Annotated in this window: 20 protein-coding genes; 2 read left to right on the top strand and 18 right to left on the bottom strand. The window is 34.9% G+C overall.

Going from position 1 to position 19,265, the window contains the following annotated elements:
- Nucleotides 1-3 precede the first annotated feature (3 nt).
- The 15 genes from CFE53_RS05815 to CFE53_RS05745 all read right to left on the bottom strand — a co-directional run bounded on the left by CFE53_RS05815 (nucleotide 4) and on the right by CFE53_RS05745 (nucleotide 15,342).
- On the bottom strand, nucleotides 4-645 hold the full coding sequence (locus CFE53_RS05815) for a 50S ribosomal protein L1 (RefSeq protein WP_148120912.1): 642 nt from the start codon (nucleotides 643-645) through the stop codon (nucleotides 4-6).
- A gap of 187 nt (nucleotides 646-832) precedes the next feature.
- Nucleotides 833-1,252, bottom strand: a complete 420-nt coding sequence (locus CFE53_RS05810; protein ID WP_148120911.1) for a UPF0146 family protein — start codon at nucleotides 1,250-1,252, stop codon at nucleotides 833-835.
- A gap of 82 nt (nucleotides 1,253-1,334) precedes the next feature.
- Complete coding sequence (hisE, locus tag CFE53_RS05805) at nucleotides 1,335-1,628, bottom strand: phosphoribosyl-ATP diphosphatase (RefSeq protein ID WP_148120910.1); 294 nt, start codon at nucleotides 1,626-1,628, stop codon at nucleotides 1,335-1,337.
- Nucleotides 1,629-1,642: 14 nt separating this feature from the next.
- A complete protein-coding gene (gene ribH, locus CFE53_RS05800; RefSeq protein WP_148120909.1) occupies nucleotides 1,643-2,068 on the bottom strand; it encodes a 6,7-dimethyl-8-ribityllumazine synthase in 426 nt (141 codons plus the stop codon).
- Between the two features lie 14 nt (nucleotides 2,069-2,082).
- Nucleotides 2,083-2,367: a hypothetical protein gene (locus CFE53_RS05795; RefSeq protein ID WP_148120908.1), complete on the bottom strand. Its 285-nt coding sequence runs from the start codon at nucleotides 2,365-2,367 to the stop codon at nucleotides 2,083-2,085.
- 9 nt (nucleotides 2,368-2,376) lie between these two features.
- Nucleotides 2,377-3,228: a UTP--glucose-1-phosphate uridylyltransferase GalU gene (gene galU, locus CFE53_RS05790; protein ID WP_148120907.1), complete on the bottom strand. Its 852-nt coding sequence runs from the start codon at nucleotides 3,226-3,228 to the stop codon at nucleotides 2,377-2,379.
- A gap of 136 nt (nucleotides 3,229-3,364) precedes the next feature.
- Nucleotides 3,365-3,508 (bottom strand): 50S ribosomal protein L40e, encoded by a 144-nt coding sequence (locus CFE53_RS05785; protein WP_148120906.1) that lies wholly within the window; start codon nucleotides 3,506-3,508, stop codon nucleotides 3,365-3,367.
- 39 nt (nucleotides 3,509-3,547) lie between these two features.
- Nucleotides 3,548-4,063, bottom strand: coding sequence for a DUF367 family protein (locus CFE53_RS05780; RefSeq protein WP_148120905.1), 516 nt, complete (start codon nucleotides 4,061-4,063; stop codon nucleotides 3,548-3,550).
- A gap of 1,035 nt (nucleotides 4,064-5,098) precedes the next feature.
- A complete protein-coding gene (gene serS, locus CFE53_RS05775) occupies nucleotides 5,099-6,637 on the bottom strand; it encodes a serine--tRNA ligase (RefSeq protein ID WP_148120904.1) in 1,539 nt (512 codons plus the stop codon).
- A 225-nt stretch (nucleotides 6,638-6,862) separates the two neighbouring features.
- The gene (gene ilvN / locus CFE53_RS05770; protein ID WP_148120903.1) at nucleotides 6,863-7,396 is read right to left on the bottom strand and encodes an acetolactate synthase small subunit; all 534 of its coding nucleotides are present in this window, start codon (nucleotides 7,394-7,396) and stop codon (nucleotides 6,863-6,865) included.
- Nucleotides 7,397-7,408: 12 nt separating this feature from the next.
- Nucleotides 7,409-9,259 carry an acetolactate synthase large subunit gene (locus CFE53_RS05765; protein WP_148120902.1) on the bottom strand — a complete coding sequence of 617 codons (1,851 nt, stop codon included), beginning with the start codon at nucleotides 9,257-9,259 and terminating at the stop codon, nucleotides 7,409-7,411.
- Between the two features lie 840 nt (nucleotides 9,260-10,099).
- A complete protein-coding gene (locus CFE53_RS05760) occupies nucleotides 10,100-10,819 on the bottom strand; it encodes a class I SAM-dependent methyltransferase (RefSeq protein WP_148120901.1) in 720 nt (239 codons plus the stop codon).
- A 1,340-nt stretch (nucleotides 10,820-12,159) separates the two neighbouring features.
- Nucleotides 12,160-13,008: a carboxylating nicotinate-nucleotide diphosphorylase gene (gene nadC / locus CFE53_RS05755; RefSeq protein WP_148120900.1), complete on the bottom strand. Its 849-nt coding sequence runs from the start codon at nucleotides 13,006-13,008 to the stop codon at nucleotides 12,160-12,162.
- A gap of 260 nt (nucleotides 13,009-13,268) precedes the next feature.
- A complete protein-coding gene (locus CFE53_RS05750) occupies nucleotides 13,269-13,457 on the bottom strand; it encodes a 4Fe-4S dicluster domain-containing protein (RefSeq protein ID WP_148120899.1) in 189 nt (62 codons plus the stop codon).
- Between the two features lie 472 nt (nucleotides 13,458-13,929).
- A complete protein-coding gene (locus tag CFE53_RS05745; RefSeq protein ID WP_148120898.1) occupies nucleotides 13,930-15,342 on the bottom strand; it encodes an FAD-dependent oxidoreductase in 1,413 nt (470 codons plus the stop codon).
- A 436-nt stretch (nucleotides 15,343-15,778) separates the two neighbouring features.
- Between CFE53_RS05745 and bioD the strand changes: the two genes are divergently transcribed.
- On the top strand, nucleotides 15,779-16,426 hold the full coding sequence (gene bioD, locus CFE53_RS05740) for a dethiobiotin synthase (RefSeq protein WP_148120897.1): 648 nt from the start codon (nucleotides 15,779-15,781) through the stop codon (nucleotides 16,424-16,426).
- Here bioD and CFE53_RS05735 read toward each other — a convergent pair.
- From CFE53_RS05735 to CFE53_RS05730, 3 genes are all read right to left on the bottom strand, one after another.
- Nucleotides 16,415-17,113: a VWA domain-containing protein gene (locus CFE53_RS05735; protein WP_216360696.1), complete on the bottom strand. Its 699-nt coding sequence runs from the start codon at nucleotides 17,111-17,113 to the stop codon at nucleotides 16,415-16,417. The two genes, bioD and CFE53_RS05735, sit on opposite strands and share 12 nt — an antisense overlap.
- 107 nt (nucleotides 17,114-17,220) lie before the next feature.
- Nucleotides 17,221-17,352 carry a hypothetical protein gene (locus CFE53_RS06935; protein ID WP_256386800.1) on the bottom strand — a complete coding sequence of 44 codons (132 nt, stop codon included), beginning with the start codon at nucleotides 17,350-17,352 and terminating at the stop codon, nucleotides 17,221-17,223.
- Between the two features lie 27 nt (nucleotides 17,353-17,379).
- Entirely contained in the window at nucleotides 17,380-18,453 is a 1,074-nt protein-coding gene (locus CFE53_RS05730; RefSeq protein WP_148120895.1) for an ATP-binding protein, read from the bottom strand.
- Between the two features lie 367 nt (nucleotides 18,454-18,820).
- Here CFE53_RS05730 and CFE53_RS05725 point away from each other — a divergent pair, with 367 nt between their 5' ends.
- A complete protein-coding gene (locus CFE53_RS05725; RefSeq protein WP_150131696.1) occupies nucleotides 18,821-19,045 on the top strand; it encodes a hypothetical protein in 225 nt (74 codons plus the stop codon).
- The last annotated feature ends 220 nt before the right edge of the window (nucleotides 19,046-19,265 follow it).

Genomic DNA, 19,265 nt, shown 5'->3' with positions numbered 1-19,265 from the left:
CCCCTACTTTTCTATCGGGACCGCCGGTCCCATAGTTAATTTAACATAGGCACTTTTGACATGATAGAGCCCCTTCTCGTACTTCTTAGGTAGTACGTTTAAAACTGCCTCTATATTTTCAGCCAATTCCTCATCACTCATCTTCTCGTTACCCACCAACGTTTTAAAGAAGGGCTTATCTCTAGTGTTTATAACCACGGTCTTTTTAAGCCTCTCTACCAATGGCTTTAAATTAGCACTTGGTGGCACAGGTTGAGGCATCTTTCCTCTAGGTCCCAGTATTGGACCTAACAACCTACCAACAAGAGGCATCATATCTGCCTGGGCTATAAAGAAGTCATGTTCGTTTGCTATCTTTTTAGCAAGTTTTTTGTTTCTCCCCAACTCTTCCAAATCCTCCTGTCTTATTACAGTGAGCCCCAACTCTTCAGCCTGTGCCGCCAGATCACCCTTTGCAATAACTGCTATCTTTGCCTCCTTACCCCTTCCATGAGGTAGTACTACCTGTTCCTTCAACCTGTTCTCAGGTTTTGTAAGATCCAACTCCTTTAAATTTACTATCAACTCTACAGACTGTGTGAAGTTACGAGGCTTGGCACGGGCACGGGCCTCCTTAACCGCCTTTAGTATCTTTTCTCTGTCCATATTTATAGCCTCCTGTAAATAACTACTTTATAAAACAGTAAGTAGTGTTTTTAAAAAAATTAAAGTGTTTCAAAAAATACTTTAAGAGTAAAATTAAAGCAAACCTACTATTTAACAACTATTATATAAAGATTACGCTAAAAAAAATTAAACATAATAGTAATTTAGAGAACAGAGTATATAATCTTTACTGTTCATAGAGGTAGAGCACTTCCCCCCTATAGTTCACTAACTTTAAACCATCTATAACAAACTCACCAGCGAGAGGTCTTACAAGTAGTGGGACTCTGTATTCCTTAGAGAGTTTCAAGAGTTGATATTGAAGATCCCTAGGAGGCCTTATGGAGTACATTAGATCGACGTACCCATATATATCCAACTTAGGATTGAATATGTCCTCTAGTTGTGCATTTAAGCCCTCCCTTTTCGCTCTTTCTATAACATCCCTTTTTATGTCTATTACTGTCACCTTTATTCCATAATCTTGAAGGGCTTTTGCTACCTTAAAGTAATATCCTACTCCAATTTCTACTACATTACTGTTTTTAATATAGCCTTTCTTATTCTGAATGTAATTTACAATATACTTGGAAACATTTATTTCCATACTAGTCCCAAATACAACAATTTCAGTCCCTATTTTTATTTATTTTTATAATAATAATTAATAAATTATTAAAAAATAGAGTTTATTTTTTCCTTCTCCTCTCAAACTCCTCAAGTAACTCCTCGTACTCCACTCCTGAATATACCAACAGTACAAAGAGGTGATAAATCAGATCTGCACACTCGTATATAATATCTTCCTTTATTCCATCCTTTGCCGCCAGTATAACCTCTGTAGTTTCCTCCCCTATCTTCTCACATATCTTGTTAATGGCCTTCTTATTATCATCTGTAGTTAAGTAGGCAGTGTAGGAACCTTCAGGTTTATTTTTTATCCTATCCTTTATTATCTCGAACTCCTCCCGAAGTACATCCATAGTATCCCAAAGTATTATTTCCTCTCCAACTCCTTCAATCTCCTTACCATCTTTACAGCAGACTCTACAGCCCTCTTACCATAATCTACTCTCTCCTCAGCCTGTAATCTTGTCATCCCAGGCCCAGAGACCCCTAATGCTACAGGTTTATTGTACTGTAGGGAGAGATCTGCCATCTTCCTTGCAGCGTTGTGAAGTACTATCTCGTCATGTTCTGTTTCCCCCTCTATTACACAACCTATAGTTACTACGGCGTCTACATCCTCCTTCTCCAACAACCTCTTTACCGCCAGAGGCATGTCAAAAGTTCCTGGTACTATAATCTTATGGGTAACTTCAGCACCTAAGAACTCTGCATGCTCCTCTGCCAACTTTTCCATCATGTAAGTTATCTCCCTGTTAAATTCTGCCACTACAAATCCTAACCTTACCTTATCCATATTTTCACCTAATTTTATTTTAGATTACTTATTTCAACATCTAACATACGGTCCCATCTTCTCTCATACTCATCCATAAATATTAAGGTTTTCTCCACCTCTATAGCACATATATTGTCAAAATTAATTATTGCAAATTTCTTTTCATTTTCATTGAATATTATCGTTCCATGGCCTTTACCAGTTTCCAAATATCTTAAATACTTATCCTTAAGTTTTACTACAGCGTCGAAATCAAACTCCCCCTCCAATACACTCCCAGGGAAATAGATCTTTATCTTTAATACTGGCCTTTTCATACTTATCCCTTAATTTTCTATTAACTTTTTTAGATACTCTTTAAATTCAGGTATCTTCTCCATGGCAATTTCAACATTTGCCTTCAACCACCCTTCGATATCCCCTATATCGTACCTCTTGCATTTTATCTCTACACCTACTATTTTCTCCTCCTCCAAGAGAGATCTCATGGCGTCAGTTAACTGTATCTCTCCCCCTTTTCCAGGTTTTGTATTTTCTAAATGTTCAAATATCTTTGGAGATAGGAGATATCCCCCTGTAATAATTAAATTAGATGGAGCCTCTTCCACAGAGGGCTTTTCTACAAGATCCTCTATCTCGAAGATACTATCTTCAACTTTCCTACCAGATATTACCCCGTACTTATACACCATCTCCCTAGGTATTCTCTCCAAGGCTATAACTGAACAGCGGTACTTGTTGTACACCTCCAACATCTTTTTTACCACGTTCTCAGTATATATAGTATCTCCAACCATAGTTATAAAATATTCATCTCCCACGAATTCTTTTCCACAGTATACAGCGTCCCCCAATCCTTTAGGCTCTTTCTGTCTCGTATAAAAGATCTTTGCAATCCTGTCGATCTTACAGATCTCCTCGAGTAGATGATGCTTTCCACTCTCCTTTAACTTCCACTCCAACTCAAAATTCCTGTCGAAGTGGTTTTCTATGGCACTCTTTCCCTTACCTGTAATAATAAGTATATTGTTTACACCTACCTCCGCCAGATCCTCAATTACGTACTGGATTATTGGTTTACCAACTACACACAACATCTCCTTCGGCTGGGCCTTAGTCATTGGAAGTAGCCTTGTACCAAATCCTGCTGCAGGTATTATTCCCTTCTTTATCTTCATCTACCCACCTTCGATATGGAGTCAAATATTAATTATTGATATTTGGTTTAAATATTTTTATATTATACAAAATATTTAAATCTATAAATATTGTTTATAAAAAATAATTGTGGAATAGAGAAAAAATAGTAATAATTTATCCTCTCGGTTCCTTTGCCTTAGGTCTTAACTTTGAGTATCCACACTTTCTACATCTCTTAGCTCTCCAAGGATTTCTTGCATTACATCTTAGACAGATCTTCTTTTTAAATAACCTGTTCATAGCCTCTTCAAATGCCATACTATCACCAAGATATTTTTGTAATGATAACTAAGTTTATTACCTTTTTGCTATTCTACTTAAAAAATCTTTCTCTATCTCATTAATCTCTTCATACCCTCTACCTGCATAACTTTCAAGTAGATCCCTGTTTAAATCTATAAATGTCTTTGCCCATTTGAAACCATTTAATAGAGATAATGCCTCATTTTTATAGTTTGCGATATATAGGGTTGCAATACATGCCTCCAATGTTGAAAGTTTGCAGGGTTTTCCATAGTTTACAGGGTTGGCAGCTATTAGGAAGGGAAGGCGCCTAGGGTTTTTAAACCTTATCCTTTTAAATACTTCCTCGGCATGTTGCCAGGAGCAGTCAAGGGCCAATATGCCGTACTTCTCTATGATGTCCCTATCTTCAATAGAGACTGGAGTTTTGGAGTAGGGATCTAGTAGTAGGGCCCTCCTAGGTATCTTGCGATAGTCCTTTATAATCTTTGCCATATTTAACTTTCCCATCTTGAGGGCAGTACATCTTTTAGGATCACACTGGTTTTTATGGTATATGTATATTTTCAAGAGATCCACCTTTGTAGAATGTTATTATAAATATAGGTCTTATTAAAGTAGTAATTAGAAGAATAATAAAAATAATGATTATTATAATAAGATTATTAATAAAATTAAAATAATAAAAATCTTAAGAGTAATAACAATAAAATAATTCTGAAGGAATAGAGATAAAAAAGTAAAAACTTAGTTCCCATCAGTAGTGATTAAAAGAATAATGAAAATGGGATAATAGAAGTTTTCTATTTTTTAAATATTTTTTTATTTTTTTATTTTATTTTTATAATTATTCTTATTATTTTTTAAACTATCCTTCTGATGGGACTAGGGTAATCATAAATAAAAATGATAAACATCTTAAGAGGAATAATAATTAAAAACCTTAATTCCTATCAAAATAAAAATTAATAATAGCAGACTGTTAGGAAGGATCTACTCCAATTCCATAGTATCTTAAAGCGTCCCAGGGGAAATATTATTTATCTCTCATTATGATCTTAATCCTTCTTTTTTGATAGGAATTAGGGTAAAATAATAATTATTACAATAAAAAATGATAAAATTAAAATCCTGTAAAAATAGTGAATAAGATCTAACATTAGGAAGATATTCAGAGGAGTATCTTCTTACAGAGTTTCAGTGGTAATGGGAAGGTGTTTATAATCTAACAATTTATATTGGAATGGATAAGAGTTTTTTATTTAAACCTATTCTTTATTTCATAATTATTATTTTAGGATTTATATTCTTTATGATTAGGGACATGATCTTTTAAACTCATGATCATGAAAATAATTATTATAATAAAAAAATAAATAATAGAATAAAAAAAATAACAAAAAAGGAGATAGAAAACTTCTAAGAAGAAGAGTTAACAGAGATCCCCCTTACTTCTCCGCTATTGGGGTATATAAAACTATATATTTTGCCCCCCACCTGTTAAATAATTTTTTTATTTAAACCAATTTTTAAATATTTTTTACTTTATTAATTTTTATCTTCTTTTTTTAATTTTTTATAATTATTATTCTTTTATTTTTATCATTATGGCCAGTTGATCACCTTTGGAATCTCAGGCATCTTTCCATACTTTTTCTGAATGATCTCTGGCCAGTCCTCGTAGTTGAAACCGTACTGTGCTAAGAACCCCACAACCCACCTTGTTATACCGTAACCTGTACATCCAGTCCATACCTTTCTCCCCTTGTAATCCCTTATGTTAAAGCCCTCTACAAAGTGGGTTCCATGGACATTTGCAGAGGTTACTGCAACCCCCTTTCTCTCCTCCTTTTCATAAGGTACCCATAACCTCATCTCGTACTTAGGTACCTCTGGGAACTCTATATCCCTGTCCTCCTTTTTCCTACCTTCTAAATAGAAGGGATCGTCTCCAACCTCAGTCCAGTACTCTAAGTCAAGTTTCTCAGCCAGTTTCTCGGCGTATCTCAATGTATCGTCCCTAACCTTTTCAACGAACTCTGGACTACCTAACATTACACACTCAACCCTTAAGAATTCATTAACCCTGTCAAGTCCCCTAGCTCCACCTCCTTCCCATCTGTAGGTCCAACCACTTCTATCTACGAACTTCACAGGTTTATCTACATCTACCAACATATGCTCGAAGAACTGGTAGAAGGGCTCACACTGGGCAGGGGCCAGTACATAACTAGGATCCCTAAGTAGATCCCTCAACTTCTTGATAGGTATCTCCCTCTTTACCATCATCTCACTGACAAACTCCTTAAACATCTCAGGGTCCCTCTTTGGAGGAGAGACGTAGTACATCCCCTCTGGGAGTCCCTCTAAGTACCTCATCTTGTACATAATCTCCAAAGGTATCAACTTGGGAAAGAGACACTCCTGAAACCCAAGTTTATAAACACACTCCTCCATTATAAGTTCTTCAAATACCCTAAACAATCTTGCCATTGGAGGAGTGTAGAACCACTGCCCCTTACCTGGAAACCTCTTTATCCATCCCAATCTCTCTGCAACATCTGTAGGGTCCTCCCTAAAGGTTATACTTCTCTTTGCCTTATACTCCCTTACTATTGTACCTGGTTCTATGGCACATACACGGCGAGTTAGATCCTCCTGGGATTCTAAGTAATTCTTTACAAACTTTATAGCCCTGTCGATGATATTTCTCTTAAGTTCTTTTTCACCTATGTTTCTGAATATAAGTTTTAATGTACCATCTTCATAGATCGCCTCTTCACATTCAGGTACCTTTATATCTTTCACTGTATTGCCCTCTACAGGTATGGAGATCTCGTAGTCCTCAATTGAAATGCCCCTAATACCTACCTTATGTTTTTTCCCGATCTTCTCAATTATAGGTTTCCTCAACCTTATAAGGGCGTCATGTGCCCTGGTGTATCTACCTGATACTATATGAAGAATAAGTTCGTTACCTTGAAATGAATAATCCACTATCTTAGATGCCTCATCCTCCTTTCCCTTAGGAACTCCCTTTAGGAATATCTCCCTACTACTTTTGAGAACCTCCTCTATATCCTTTATCATCTCACTGTTTAACTCCTTACTAAATATAATCTTCCCCCTTAGATCGAATCTCACTCTCTCACCCAGTATAAGTTATATAAAAACGGTTGGATTCTTATCTCTAGTATTTAAGAACGAAAAGATATAAAAAGTAAGTTGTATCGACTCTAAAACTACAATACTCTCCTAGTATCTAGGTATATAAGAAAAAATAAACATTCCTTTTTTAAGTGATTTTATTAATCATTTTTATTTTTTAATTATTATTATTTTTATTATTAAAATAATTATTTTAAAAGATTAGGATTTCTTAGACTTTAACACCTTAGGCCCCCTCATAAGTGCAGTTAATCCAGTACGTGCTACCTCCTTAATCCCAAAGGTTCTGACCAAGTCGATAAATGCATTTATCTTATCACTCCTTCCAGTTATCTCCACAGTTAAGGACTCCTGGCTTAGATCCACTATCTTACCCCTGAATACGTTGGTGTATTGTATTACCTGGGATTTACTACTCTCATCTGGTGTATGGATCTTTATAAGACAGAGTTCCCTCTTTACACACTTATTCACATCTAAATCACTTACCTTGATAACCTCTATAAGTTTGTTAAGTTGCTTCACCACCTGCTCAAGTATCTTATCGTCCCCCTTAACCACTATGGTCATCCTAGCCATATTAGGGATCTCTGTAGTACCTACTGTTATGGAGGATATATTATACCCCCTTCTACTGAAGAGTCCCGCTATCCTCTGAAGTACTCCTGGATTGTTCAATACAAGTGCAGATATAATATGAGTGGAGAGTTCCTCTTTTTTTGGATGCCTTCCCATAGAATCACCTTTTTAATACATTTCCTTCTCTACGGGAGAGTTTAGATCCTGAAGAGATTCCTGAGGGATACTTCTATCTTTAGAATCTCCTAATAACTTCCTCTTTATCTCCTGGAAACATGGGATCCTCTCCCTGGGACGTTCCCTAACTGGATCTATTATATTCTTCAACTTCCCACCTGGAGGTACCATAGGTAGCCCTTCTGCAGGATCTATAGCGAAATCTATAAGGTAAGGTTCATCACTGAGAAGTGCCTCCTTAAGTACATCCTTTATGTCATTGGGATCTGTCACCCTCTGAGCCTCTATACCGTAACCCTTTGCAACCTTTACAAAGTCTGGACTCTCTCCAAAGTTAACATTACACTGTCTCCTCCCGTAGAAGAGGTTCTGCCACTGATAAACCATCCCCAACGTCCTGTTGTCAAATACACATACTACAACAGGTATTCCATAGTCTGCAATAGTACCTAACTCCTGAATGTTCATCATCAATCCACCATCTCCAGTGACACATATAACCTTGGAATCTGGTTTTGCTATCTTAGCCCCTATTGCAGAGGGCAGTCCAAAACCCATAGTACCTAAACCCCCAGAGGATAAGAATGTCCTAGGTAGATGTACCTTGAAGTAATGAGCCATCCACATCTGATTCTGTCCAACATCTGTTGTTATAATAGATCTATCCTTTAACTTCAACTCCTCGATTACATCCATAAGTTCCTTTACGATCCTCTGAGGTTTTATAGGGACGTCGTCGTAGTCCATCTTTGGAATGTTGGATCTCTTCAGAGACTCTAAGTACTCCAACCACTCCCTTCTACCCTCACTACTTAATTCTCTACCACTCTCCCTATACATTTTAAGGAGATGGGATATTATATCCCTCATTACAACTTTTGCATCCCCAACTATAGGTATATCAACATCTACGTTCTTCCCTATCTCTGCAGGATCTATATCTATATGTATGATCTTTGCATAGGGAGCAAAACTACTAACGTCTCCTGTTATCCTATCTGAGAACCTACAACCTATGGCGATCAGTAGATCACACTCTGACACTGCATAATTTGCAGGTTTTGTCCCATGCATTCCAACCATTCCAAGGGAGAGGGGATGCTCCTCGGGAAAACTCCCCTTTCCCATTAAAGTAGTACATACAGGAATACTGCATAACTCTGCAAGTTTTAAAAGTTCCTCTGTTGCATTGGCTATATTTACACCACCACCTGCTATAATTACAGGCCTCTCTGCAGTCATGATGGCATTTACAGCCATTTTGATCTGCTTAGGATGTCCCTTTATAGTAGGTTTGTATCCAGGAAGATCTATCTTTGCAGGTATTGGGTTCTCCTCTATATCAAACTCCTCCTCCTGGACATCCTTCGGTAGATCTATATGGACAGGTCCTGGTCTCCCAGTTTTCGCTATCTCAAAGGCAGCCCTAACTGTCGTAGGTATATCCTTACTACTCCTTATCTGGAAGTTATGCTTCACTATTGGCATAAATATACCTAGGGCGTCTATCTCCTGGAAGGCGTCGTTCCCTATCAACCTCGTAGGTACCTGGCCAGTGATTGCAATTATAGGAGAGGAATCTGCATAGGCTGTTGCAACACCAGTTACTAGGTTTGTGGCTCCTGGTCCTGAGGTTCCAACACATACTCCAACCTTTCCACTTGCCCTGGCGTATCCATCTGCTGCATGGGCTGCCCCCTGCTCATGCCTTGTAAGTATATGTATAAGATCACTGTCGTAGAGTGCATCGTAGAAGGGAAGTAGTGCTCCCCCTGGATATCCAAATATAACCTTTACACCTTCATACTCCAGTGCCTTTATAAGAGCCTCTGCTCCTCTCATGACATCACCGTTAGGTAGTTAAAAGATTGAAAAATAGAGTTGTTGAATAACTTATAAATAACTTACCTCACTTTAATTAATTCCACTATCTGGAAAAGGATTAAAGGGATAGTAATATCTACTAATAGATAGGTGTTAATAGATTTTTAATTAATATTATATTAACCCTAGTTCCCATCAAGATTGTAATTAGAAGAATAATAAAAATAATAATCATATAAAAATAATAAAAATCTTAATGAGGAACAATAATAAAATTGTAATAAAATTCCAATAGAGGCAAAAATAAAATAACCCTTTCTATTTATATTATCACTTTGATGGGAAGTAGGGTATTAATAATAGCAGACTGTTAGGGGGATCTGTTCTACTCCCATTTAGTATCTTAGAGTATTTCAGTAGAGATTATCCTTTATCTGATTTTAATACTTTCTTTTTATTACTTTTATTATTATAATACCTTAGTTCTCATCAGTAGTGATTAAAAGAACAGTAAAAATGATAATTATTATAATAAAAATCACGATTAAAATATCAGATAAGACCATTAAACTATAAGGATCTTTCTAATCACTTAGATAAAGATAAGAAATCCTATCTGATATCACTATATTAGAAGGTATTCAAAGGACTATCCCTCCAATCTCCTTTTTAAATTTTATATTTGATAATGATAGAAGTTTTTATTTTAAAACCTTTCTTTATTTTATTTTATAATTATTTTTATTATTCTTTAAACTATCCTTTTGATAGGAACTAGGGTTTATAATTATTATTCTTATTAGAATTTTTTTGATGGGAATTAGGGTTATATTATTATTTTTATTTAGATTTATTAAACTAACTTTTCCTTAAAACCACACATAGGAATTGGCCCCTATCTTTAAAAAGATCTCTTAATCTGTACTCCAACTTTAAGTATATTCTATCTATGAAGTAATTTAGGGCGAATATTGGAAGTATCTTAAAGATAGGTGGTAAAAAATAAAAGGTAGTATATTTTACCATTTCGAACCCATCAACTTCGAAATCCCTTAGAGACAGCCCTCTATGGTATATCTTAAAATCGTTAAATATTTCCTCCCTTATTATACTCTCTCTGTTGACTGCTACCACTAAAAGAACACCTTCATCTTTTAACACCCTATGAAGTTCCTTTAACGCCCTGTCGATATCCACCACATGCTCCAAGATGTTTATACAGAGGATGAGATCAAAAGTGTTATCTTTAAAGGGAAGATTCAGTATATCACCACAGATCCTATTACTACGCAGTCCATATATCTTTCCAAACCTTTTAAGTTGGTTGTAAGATAGATCGAGATAGAGGGTATTTAGATCCTTAGTGAGGGAGTAGTAGGATCCAAATCCACAACCACAGTCCAATACTATACCTTTCTTCCTTTTAATATCTCCATACTCCTCTAAACTTTCTATAATACTCACTACCAACTTCTCCTCTAAATCCATAAGTGTTTTAATATAACCTGGAAATGTCTCAGGAGTCCAACTGTCGTAAAACTTCCTTATATCCCCTTTGATGTTCTCTTTTCTCTTCATAGCAACAAAGATATGAAGATGTGGGTTTTGCCTTTGTCAACTGTTCTTTTTAAGGGAAATCTTTAAAAGTTTTTATGATTAAATATGAGTGTATGGTAGGAAGTGATGCAGGGTGTAAAAGTATAAATCATCCTGTGAGTTCTCCGCCTTGCGAAATTGTTAAATATTTGTAGAACGATCATAGAAACAGAAGTTTGTCCAGATGTGGTGGGAAAATAAAGCACCGAAAGGGACAGGTTAAATGCAAAACCAGGGATGTGGGGGTTTCCTCCTTCAATGAGGGTTTGGAGGATATAATCCTCTCAATCCTGAGAGGGAGTGGGGTTACCCTGAAGGGGTACGAGACCGATGATATGTCCCCCATGAACCCAGAGGGGACTGAGGTTGATGTGCACCAAGGGGGATATTCGCTCATCAATGGGGACATTTGCTGAACCCCATTAATTATCTGGAATACTAGAATTTTGTTTATAATTAATATTATAATCTTTTAAAATATAATAACAATACCTTAGTTCCCACCAAGTAGTGATTAAAGAATAAATAAAAAGATAATTATTATAATTAAAAATCATAATGAAAATAATCAATATAAAAAATAAAAACCTTAATTCCCATCAAAGTAATGATTTGAATAATAAAAATAAGAATAATAAAAAAGGACTAAGAAAGTATTAAAATAATATTAAAAATAATACTTTTAATATTAATAATAACAATCTGTTAGGAAGAATCTACTCCACCTCTATAGTATCTTAGAACATTCTAGGAGAGATCATCTATCCCTCATTTTGATTTTAATACCTTCTTTTTATACTTTTATTTTTATAATTATAATTTTTATTTAGGATTTTTAATGAGAATTAGAGTTCAATATAAAAAATCATTAAATACCCTTAGGATCTTCTGAACACTTAGGTAAGATAGGAGATCTTATTTCTGAATCCCTGTATTAAAAGATATTCAGAGGTTCATTCCCCTCCAATCTTATTTTTAAAATTTTTGTATCTGGGATGATAGAATTTTTTCTGTTTTTTTAAAATATTTTCTTTATTTTTTAATTTTTATTATTCTTTAAACTATCCTTTTGATAGAAACTAGAGTATAAAAAGAGATAAAGATTCTTAAAAAAAGAAAATTAACAGAAACTCCTTCTGTATTCTCCAATAGGTAGTGTAAGGATAAAAATCTATTTTACTTTTTATCTGTATTTTATTCTTTCTTAGAGTATTAACAGTTTTAAGATATTTTTTTATTATTTTGATTTTAATTATTATTATCATAATTATTTTTTATAATATAATATTTTATAAAGATCCTCCAGGTGTTATTTAGTACAATTATTTCAAAATATTTAAACTCATATCTACCGCTGGAGCAGAGTGTATAAGACATCCCATAGATATTATATCCACGTCATACTTCGCATACTCCAAGACGTTATCCTCCCTTATACCTCCACTAACCTCAACTAAGGGCTTATATCCTACTTTATCCCTGAAGGAGCCTATTATTTCTAAAGCCTCCCCTATCTCCTTAGGTTTGAAGTTGTCTAAAAGTACTATATCAGGTTTATAGGGAAGCACCTTCTCTAATAAGTATATACTATCCACCTCTACCTCCACCTTCTTTGTGAAACTAACCTTCTTTACTCTCTTAAAACACTCTTCCACTCCAAGGGCCTCTATATGGTTGTCCTTTATCATCACCATATCATCCAACCTAAACCTATGGCTATCTCCTCCTCCTACAACCACGGCGTACTTCTCAAGGGGTGAAAGGAGAGGTAGTGTTTTCCTAGTACAGGCTATTCTAACTTTTTTATTTACCTCCCTTACCTTCTTCACAACCCTGTAGGTTTTAGTTGCTATACCTGAGAGGTGCATCAAAAAGTTTAAGATTGTCCTTTCAAGGGATAATATTTTTCTTGTGTTGCCTTCTATCTCCATAACTTTACTATCTTTTTCTACAAATTTCCCTTCTCTTACAAGTAGATCGCACTTTAAGTTATAATCCCTTAAAAAATCTAAAATAAAGTTTATACCACAGATTACAGCATCCTCCTTAATAACTATCTCTCCCCTGGATTTATGGTCCTCTGGGATGATCAACTCTGTAGTGATGTCTCCATAACCCACATCATTTATAAGAGACTCATTTAGAACCTTTTTGGCGTATAAGGAAAGCATAGGATCACCATTTTCAAGTACACAGTTTCTATTTGCCCTTAAAATGAATATAATCTTAAATTTTTAGAACTATACAACAATAAAAATTATAAAAACGATAAATAAAAAGAAATGAAAATAACTTGAACACTTCAATAAAAATTTTACATCCATTTTCCCTACTGGAAAAAATATATCTGGGAAAGTATAGAAACAAAAGATTTCTGTTTTAATGTGTTTGCTTCCTTTATTTATTATTTAAAAATTATAAAAGATGGGCATTATTCCTCTCTAACCTCTATAGCATTCTCTAAGCACACGTCTTCACAGACCATACAGAAGGTACAAACATCATCATTTGATACTACAACTTTATCATTCTCTATTTTAAATACCTCCATAGGGCATATATTTACACACTCTGCACAGTCCAATCCTTTACACTTATTGTAATCAATTATTACAACCATAGTATCACCTTAATTTTTAATTTTTATTTATAATTATTATAATTATCAATATAATTTTATAATTTTTTATAATTTATATACATATAGTCTTCATCAAATTCTGATTAAAATAACAAAAATAAGAAATTACTACTATATATCTTTAAGTTCTCTGGATACTAAATATTGAAGGAAACAGGCAAAATATTTATTAATCTTCCTTCTTTAAAACTCTTTTACCTCTCTTTTTTATTTACCGACTTTTTACTATTGCTCTAATTATTTTTTAATTAGTTTAAATAATAATCTTTTATAAAAGGAATTAGAGGTATATAGTTCCCATCAAAGTAGTAATTATAAGGGATAATAATTATAATAATAAAAATCTTAAAGGCAATTAATAAAAATGTATTATTAAATTTTTATTAAATATTTTTTACTTCACGTAAATTATAAATTTTTTAACTATTATTGATGAAGACTATAATAATTTTTATAATTTATTATTTTTCAACGACCTCTCAAACTCAGACAACATCACCTCCACAGAGTACGCAGCCCTTGTAATACCCATACTCCTTGGATCTGCATCTGTACCTACAACGTAGAAGTCGTCCCTTATCTTGGGATATACGAAGTACTGTCCTACAACACATGACGCCTGTTCTGGAATACACTCCTGGAAATGTACCATATGGGCTTTATCTACATCTATGTTCAACTTGTTCTCTATGACACTTAGAGCCTCCTCTCTCTTGGTATTTACAAAGGAGAATCCTAAGAGATGCTTTCCAGGAGGTGCCAAACTTTTGTCGTAGTTGGTTACACAGGTTGCCCAGCAGGGATAATCGATCCATATCTCTGAACCAAGGTAAGGAAGGGGGTTCTCGTCGTATCCTATCCATACTGTAAGGGATTTTGTAAATTTTATACTTTTTAACTTATCCTTTTTCTCCTGGATCTCTGGGATATCGGTAATGTCTGGGAGAAGCCTGGAAGGGGCTGAATATATAACTACATCACAGTAATAACTGTTATCCTGTGTATAAAGGATATAACCTGGATTTTCCCCATCTTCTCTATATTGGGCTATCTCTACAACCTCCTCTCCTTCTATGATCTCTGTTCTATCTAAGGAGTAAAGTATAGAATTACATATAGACTGGACACCTCCAAAGGGATATCCCTGGGTCCAATACCTCGATCTATTAATAAATTTACTTAAATACTTTCTAGATCCATTCTTTATTGAAGATAGAAAACCCTCCTTTAGAATCTTTTTTATCCTCTCTCCGTTTATCTTCCTAAAGAGTACAGTCTTCAATGGATTTATTTTCAGATCCTCGTAATATATGAAGGGGAGAATATCGTCCTCTGGAATGTATCCTGCCCCTGTAAATAACCTCCAGAGAGGGGTTTTTTCCATATTCTCTCCACTTAGGAAGTAGCAGATGGTGTTGAAGAAATCTATTGAGACTTTACTTAGGTTCATATCTTTTATAACGTCATAAACAGAAGTATCTTTTGAAAATCCTGAAGTCATGAGATCTATCATCTTACTTATAATAAGAACCTTATCTTTGTTGGGAATTATAGGGGTAGATGTCCACTCCTGCATAGAGACAGGGATGCTGTAAAGTTTATCCAATCTGACGTAGTAGTCTCCGTAAGGTTTAAAGTTTGGGATATATTTCGCATATTTTTTTAGTAGTCTTATAAGGGGTCCGTCGTTCAACATGGTGATTGCATGAACTCCTATATCTACTGTGTAGCCATCGATATATTCACTTCTACAGAGACCTCCTATCCTGTTTTTCTCTATAACTGTAATATCATGCCCCTTTTTTTCTAAGGCTAAGGCAGAGAGTAATCCAGATGTCCCTCCTCCAACGATTCCTATTTTCATTGTATCACCTTTTTGATATTAAGAATTCTAATTATTAAAATCTCATTTCCATCAAAGTGTAGTTAGATTTATATTAAACAACAAATAGTTATAATTATAAAAAATAAATAAAAATAAAATCAGAAATAGAAAATCTTGAAGAGTATTACATCTAAAAGGGGTAAATAGATATAAAGGATGCTCGAGTACTGGAGAAAAGGTAATGTCCTCCATCATAAATTATAGTTTAAAGTCTAAATAGACTTGACACCCTCCTCAGTGGGAGAGAAAAGAAGAAGTATCTCAGTGTTCGGATTATTCGGGGGAATAATAGCGGGATTTTACCTTTCTCAACCTTTTAGTAATCTTAGAGATTTTTCTAATTTTATTTATTTTTATACTTTTATCAATTTTTTAATTTTTTATAATTATAAAAATCAAAATAAGGTGAAATCCTATGATATTCATCACAGGAACAGATACAGGAGTTGGAAAAACCTACGTCTCCTCTATAATAGGAAGTCACCTAAAATACAAAGAAAATATAAAGGTAGGCTACTTAAAACCTGTAGAAACTGGTGGTGTAGAAGATACTTTAACACTTAAGAACACCTTAAACTTAGAGGAAGATCTAAGTATTTTAAATCCCATAAACCTGAAAAATCCCCTATCTCCAAACATCGCCTTCGAGGTTGAAGGATACGATATAACCTTAAACGAAATAAAAGATAGAATAAAGAGATCCTTCGATATACTAAGTAAAAAATACCAATACCTCATAGTTGAAGGGGCAGGAGGAGTTGCAGTACCTATAAGGGATAACTTCCTAATGTCAGATCTAATAAAGTTCTTAGATCTCCCTGCAGTTGTTGTCTCTAGACCTAACTTAGGCACTATAAACCATACACTCCTAACAGTTGAACATCTGAGGAATAAAGGGATTGAGATCAAGGGGGTTATTATCAACTGTATAACTAGATTAGAGGATGTTTTATACTATGAAAAAACCTTTGAAACTATTGAGAAATACGGGAATGTAGAGATAATAGGGGTGGTAAAGAGTAAAGAGGATTACAACATCCAGTTTAAAAAACTACTGGAGTAATTCCAATATACTCTCGGAGGTAAGTTTATCTATATGGTAGTACGGAAAACCGAATTTTTCTGCTATTCTTTTTCCAATACCTATCTTTACAAAGGAATCAACCTCTGTATCTATAAGTATAACGTTTATACCCTCTTCTACAAACCTCTCACATACCTGATATATCTCCTCTAGATAGTCCTTAGCAACAGATACGTTAGGTTTAAAATCACTTATAAATATAACCATAGGTACTATATCTGGATCCCTCCTGATAGCACCTTTAACAACCTCGTAGGATTTTAAGAATGCCTTTGAAAGAGGAGTTCTACCTCCAGTTGGAATATCCCTTAAACACCTCTCTGCCAACTCCACCGAGGAGGTAAAGGGCAGTACTACTTCAGCATCCTTCCCTCTGAATGTTATCATACCTACCCTGTTCCTCTTCTGATAGGCGTCCATGAGGATGGAGAGGATAGCCCCCTTAACAGCCTCCATTCTCCTCATAACACCCATGGAACCACTTGCATCTACAACGAAGAGTATATTTGTAAGTATCTTCCTCTTTCTAACCTTCTCCCTTATATCCTCCTCTTTGATTATTAACTTCACATCTCCTGAGGATTTTTCTAACCTACTCCTCTGATAGGGAGCACTTGCCTTGATTGTGGCATCTAGTGCTATATCTCTTACCTTACCCTTAGGCATCTTATAACTTACATACCTCCCCCTTCTACTTAGACTATCTACATGTCTCCCCTGGAAGTGTCTAAGGGTGTTGTCCCTAAGTTTGACCTTCAGTATATTCCTGGGATCTATTCCACCCTTAGGGTTGAATACCCTTTCAGAGGAGCCCTCTCCATTCTCTCTCTCCTCTCCCCCCTGAATACCCCTGTATTCTCTATCTCTGTCCCCTTCTCCCTCTCTATCATCTTTATCTCCTTCATGTCTTCTACTCTCAGTACTATCTATTTCTACATCTTCAGAACGTTTTTTTTTAGATCATTATTCTCATTCTTTAAATTATTATTATTTTTAAAATCCTCTATTATCTCATTTATCTTCTCCTGATTTAACTGTGGAGGTTCAAAGGGTTTTCTCCTCATCCTATGAGGTAGTGCCAACTCACAGGCCTCCTTAATATCGTCGATATTTACGTATGTTCTTCCATTGAAGGCTGCTATTGCCTTTGCAGTTCTCACCACAGTTATATCTGCCCTACTCGTTGGTATGTTCAACTCAACACAGATCCTGGCGATCAACTCCAGTAGATCGTCTTTAATTACAACATCCTTTAGAATCCTCCTTCCATTCTCTATCTTTTTTCTCAGTTTATTCTGTTCCTCCTCAAATTTCTTATAGAACCCCTCTGGATCCCTGTTGAATTCCTCAACCCTCTTAACAACCTCCACCCTGTCTTTAACATCCTCCAAACCTTCCACATCAACCATTAAACCGAACCTGTCCAGTATCTGAGGCCTAAGTTCCCCCTCTTCAGGATTCATAGTACCTACAAGTATGAACCTGGAGGGATGTTTTATCTTTATTCCCTCCCTCTCTATGATATTCCAACCCATCGCCGCAACATCTAACAGAATATCCACTATATGATCGTCTAAGAGATTTACCTCGTCTATGTAGAGTATATTACCGTTAGCTTCTGCAAGTATTCCAGGTTCTAACGCCTTCACACCCTCTTTTATAGCCCTCTCTATATCCAATGTACCTATTACCCTATCCTCTGTACAACCTATAGGGAGATCTACAACCCTCATCTTCCTTTTAACAGTTTTTAGATTTCCCTTTTTAATATTCTCCCTACAGATATCACATAGATCTCCATCAACAGTACAGTTAAATGGACAGTTCTCCACAACCTCTATCTCAGGTAGAAGATCCGCTAAAGCCCTAACTGCAGTGGATTTTGCAGTACCTTTCTCTCCTCTAATTAAAACCCCACCGATCTTTGGGTTGATAGCATTCAGGATAAGTGCCTTCTTCATCTTCTCCTGTCCAACTATTGCGGAGAATGGAAATACCCTGTTCATAATCTCACTCTTTTAAAGATGTTAAGTTTGTTTATCCTTAGGATGCCTCTTGAACACTTTTCAGGGACAGGTGAAACTCTAACTGACAGATTAGTATTATGAACCTTGTAGTTAAGGTAGGTAAAACTAGACAGTTTCACAGTCCTATAAAAAGTATTAGATTATAAAATTATAAATATTATTGTATTAGTCCCTACCTATGTAAGATTAAAAAATAAACTAATAAAACAACACTAATAATAAATTAATAAATATTTAAAAATATAATAAAAATAATAAAAATCTTTATCTTAAAAGGGTATCTTAAAAGGGTGTAACTATGAAAAGTAAAATACTAAATCTATTGTTATTAACGACGATACTCTTAATGCATTTGGAGAGTGTTGCGGCGCCTATGGCACCACAGCCTCCTCCAGATTCAAATCTAGGGGACCCAAATGATAACGAAGAAAATAATAATGCAGATACAGGAACAGATGCAACACAGTTAAATAATAATCCAACGGTAAGAGCCCCTGCGCCTATAGGTGCAGTAGTTGTATCTATTGCAGTTGTGTTATATATAGTATATAGAGGAGTAGAACAAGATTAAAATAAAGAGTACTTTAGGGATCTTACATCTATATTAACTCTTTTCTAATGTTTAATAAATTGTATATAAAACCCCTTTTTTGCCTCCATATGTATAAAATCAGAGAGATAATTTAAACCCTTTAAGATATATACTAGTAAGTAAAAATTTTAATTCGATACAATTAATTTCGAATTTTATTATTATAATTTTTATAATAATTATTATTTATTCAAATATT

Source organism: Methanofervidicoccus sp. A16, from assembly GCF_003351865.1.
In the GTDB taxonomy this organism is placed as follows: Archaea; AGJL01; Methanococci; order Methanococcales; family Methanococcaceae; genus Methanofervidicoccus.
This window is presented reverse-complemented; position numbering and strand designations above follow the sequence as displayed.

Bases quoted from the DNA above. Each gene is read 5' to 3' on its own strand.
- CFE53_RS05725 (WP_150131696.1), top strand. From the start codon at position 18,821: ATGCATTTGGAGAGTGTTGCGGCGCCTATGGCACCACAGCCTCCTCCA.
- CFE53_RS05735 (WP_216360696.1), bottom strand. From the start codon at position 17,113: ATGCCTAAGGGTAAGGTAAGAGATATAGCACTAGATGCCACAATCAAG.
- CFE53_RS06935 (WP_256386800.1), bottom strand. From the start codon at position 17,352: ATGAAGGAGATAAAGATGATAGAGAGGGAGAAGGGGACAGAGATAGAG.
- CFE53_RS05760 (WP_148120901.1), bottom strand. From the start codon at position 10,819: ATGAAGAGAAAAGAGAACATCAAAGGGGATATAAGGAAGTTTTACGAC.
- CFE53_RS05810 (WP_148120911.1), bottom strand. From the start codon at position 1,252: ATGGAAATAAATGTTTCCAAGTATATTGTAAATTACATTCAGAATAAG.
- ilvN (WP_148120903.1), bottom strand. From the start codon at position 7,396: ATGGGAAGGCATCCAAAAAAAGAGGAACTCTCCACTCATATTATATCT.
- CFE53_RS05815 (WP_148120912.1), bottom strand. From the start codon at position 645: ATGGACAGAGAAAAGATACTAAAGGCGGTTAAGGAGGCCCGTGCCCGT.
- CFE53_RS05785 (WP_148120906.1), bottom strand. From the start codon at position 3,508: ATGGCATTTGAAGAGGCTATGAACAGGTTATTTAAAAAGAAGATCTGT.
- CFE53_RS05750 (WP_148120899.1), bottom strand. From the start codon at position 13,457: ATGGTTGTAATAATTGATTACAATAAGTGTAAAGGATTGGACTGTGCA.
- ribH (WP_148120909.1), bottom strand. From the start codon at position 2,068: ATGGATAAGGTAAGGTTAGGATTTGTAGTGGCAGAATTTAACAGGGAG.
- CFE53_RS05730 (WP_148120895.1), bottom strand. From the start codon at position 18,453: ATGAACAGGGTATTTCCATTCTCCGCAATAGTTGGACAGGAGAAGATG.
- CFE53_RS05765 (WP_148120902.1), bottom strand. From the start codon at position 9,259: ATGAGAGGAGCAGAGGCTCTTATAAAGGCACTGGAGTATGAAGGTGTA.
- CFE53_RS05745 (WP_148120898.1), bottom strand. From the start codon at position 15,342: ATGAAAATAGGAATCGTTGGAGGAGGGACATCTGGATTACTCTCTGCC.
- bioD (WP_148120897.1), top strand. From the start codon at position 15,779: ATGATATTCATCACAGGAACAGATACAGGAGTTGGAAAAACCTACGTC.
- hisE (WP_148120910.1), bottom strand. From the start codon at position 1,628: ATGGATGTACTTCGGGAGGAGTTCGAGATAATAAAGGATAGGATAAAA.
- CFE53_RS05795 (WP_148120908.1), bottom strand. From the start codon at position 2,367: ATGAAAAGGCCAGTATTAAAGATAAAGATCTATTTCCCTGGGAGTGTA.
- galU (WP_148120907.1), bottom strand. From the start codon at position 3,228: ATGAAGATAAAGAAGGGAATAATACCTGCAGCAGGATTTGGTACAAGG.
- nadC (WP_148120900.1), bottom strand. From the start codon at position 13,008: ATGCTTTCCTTATACGCCAAAAAGGTTCTAAATGAGTCTCTTATAAAT.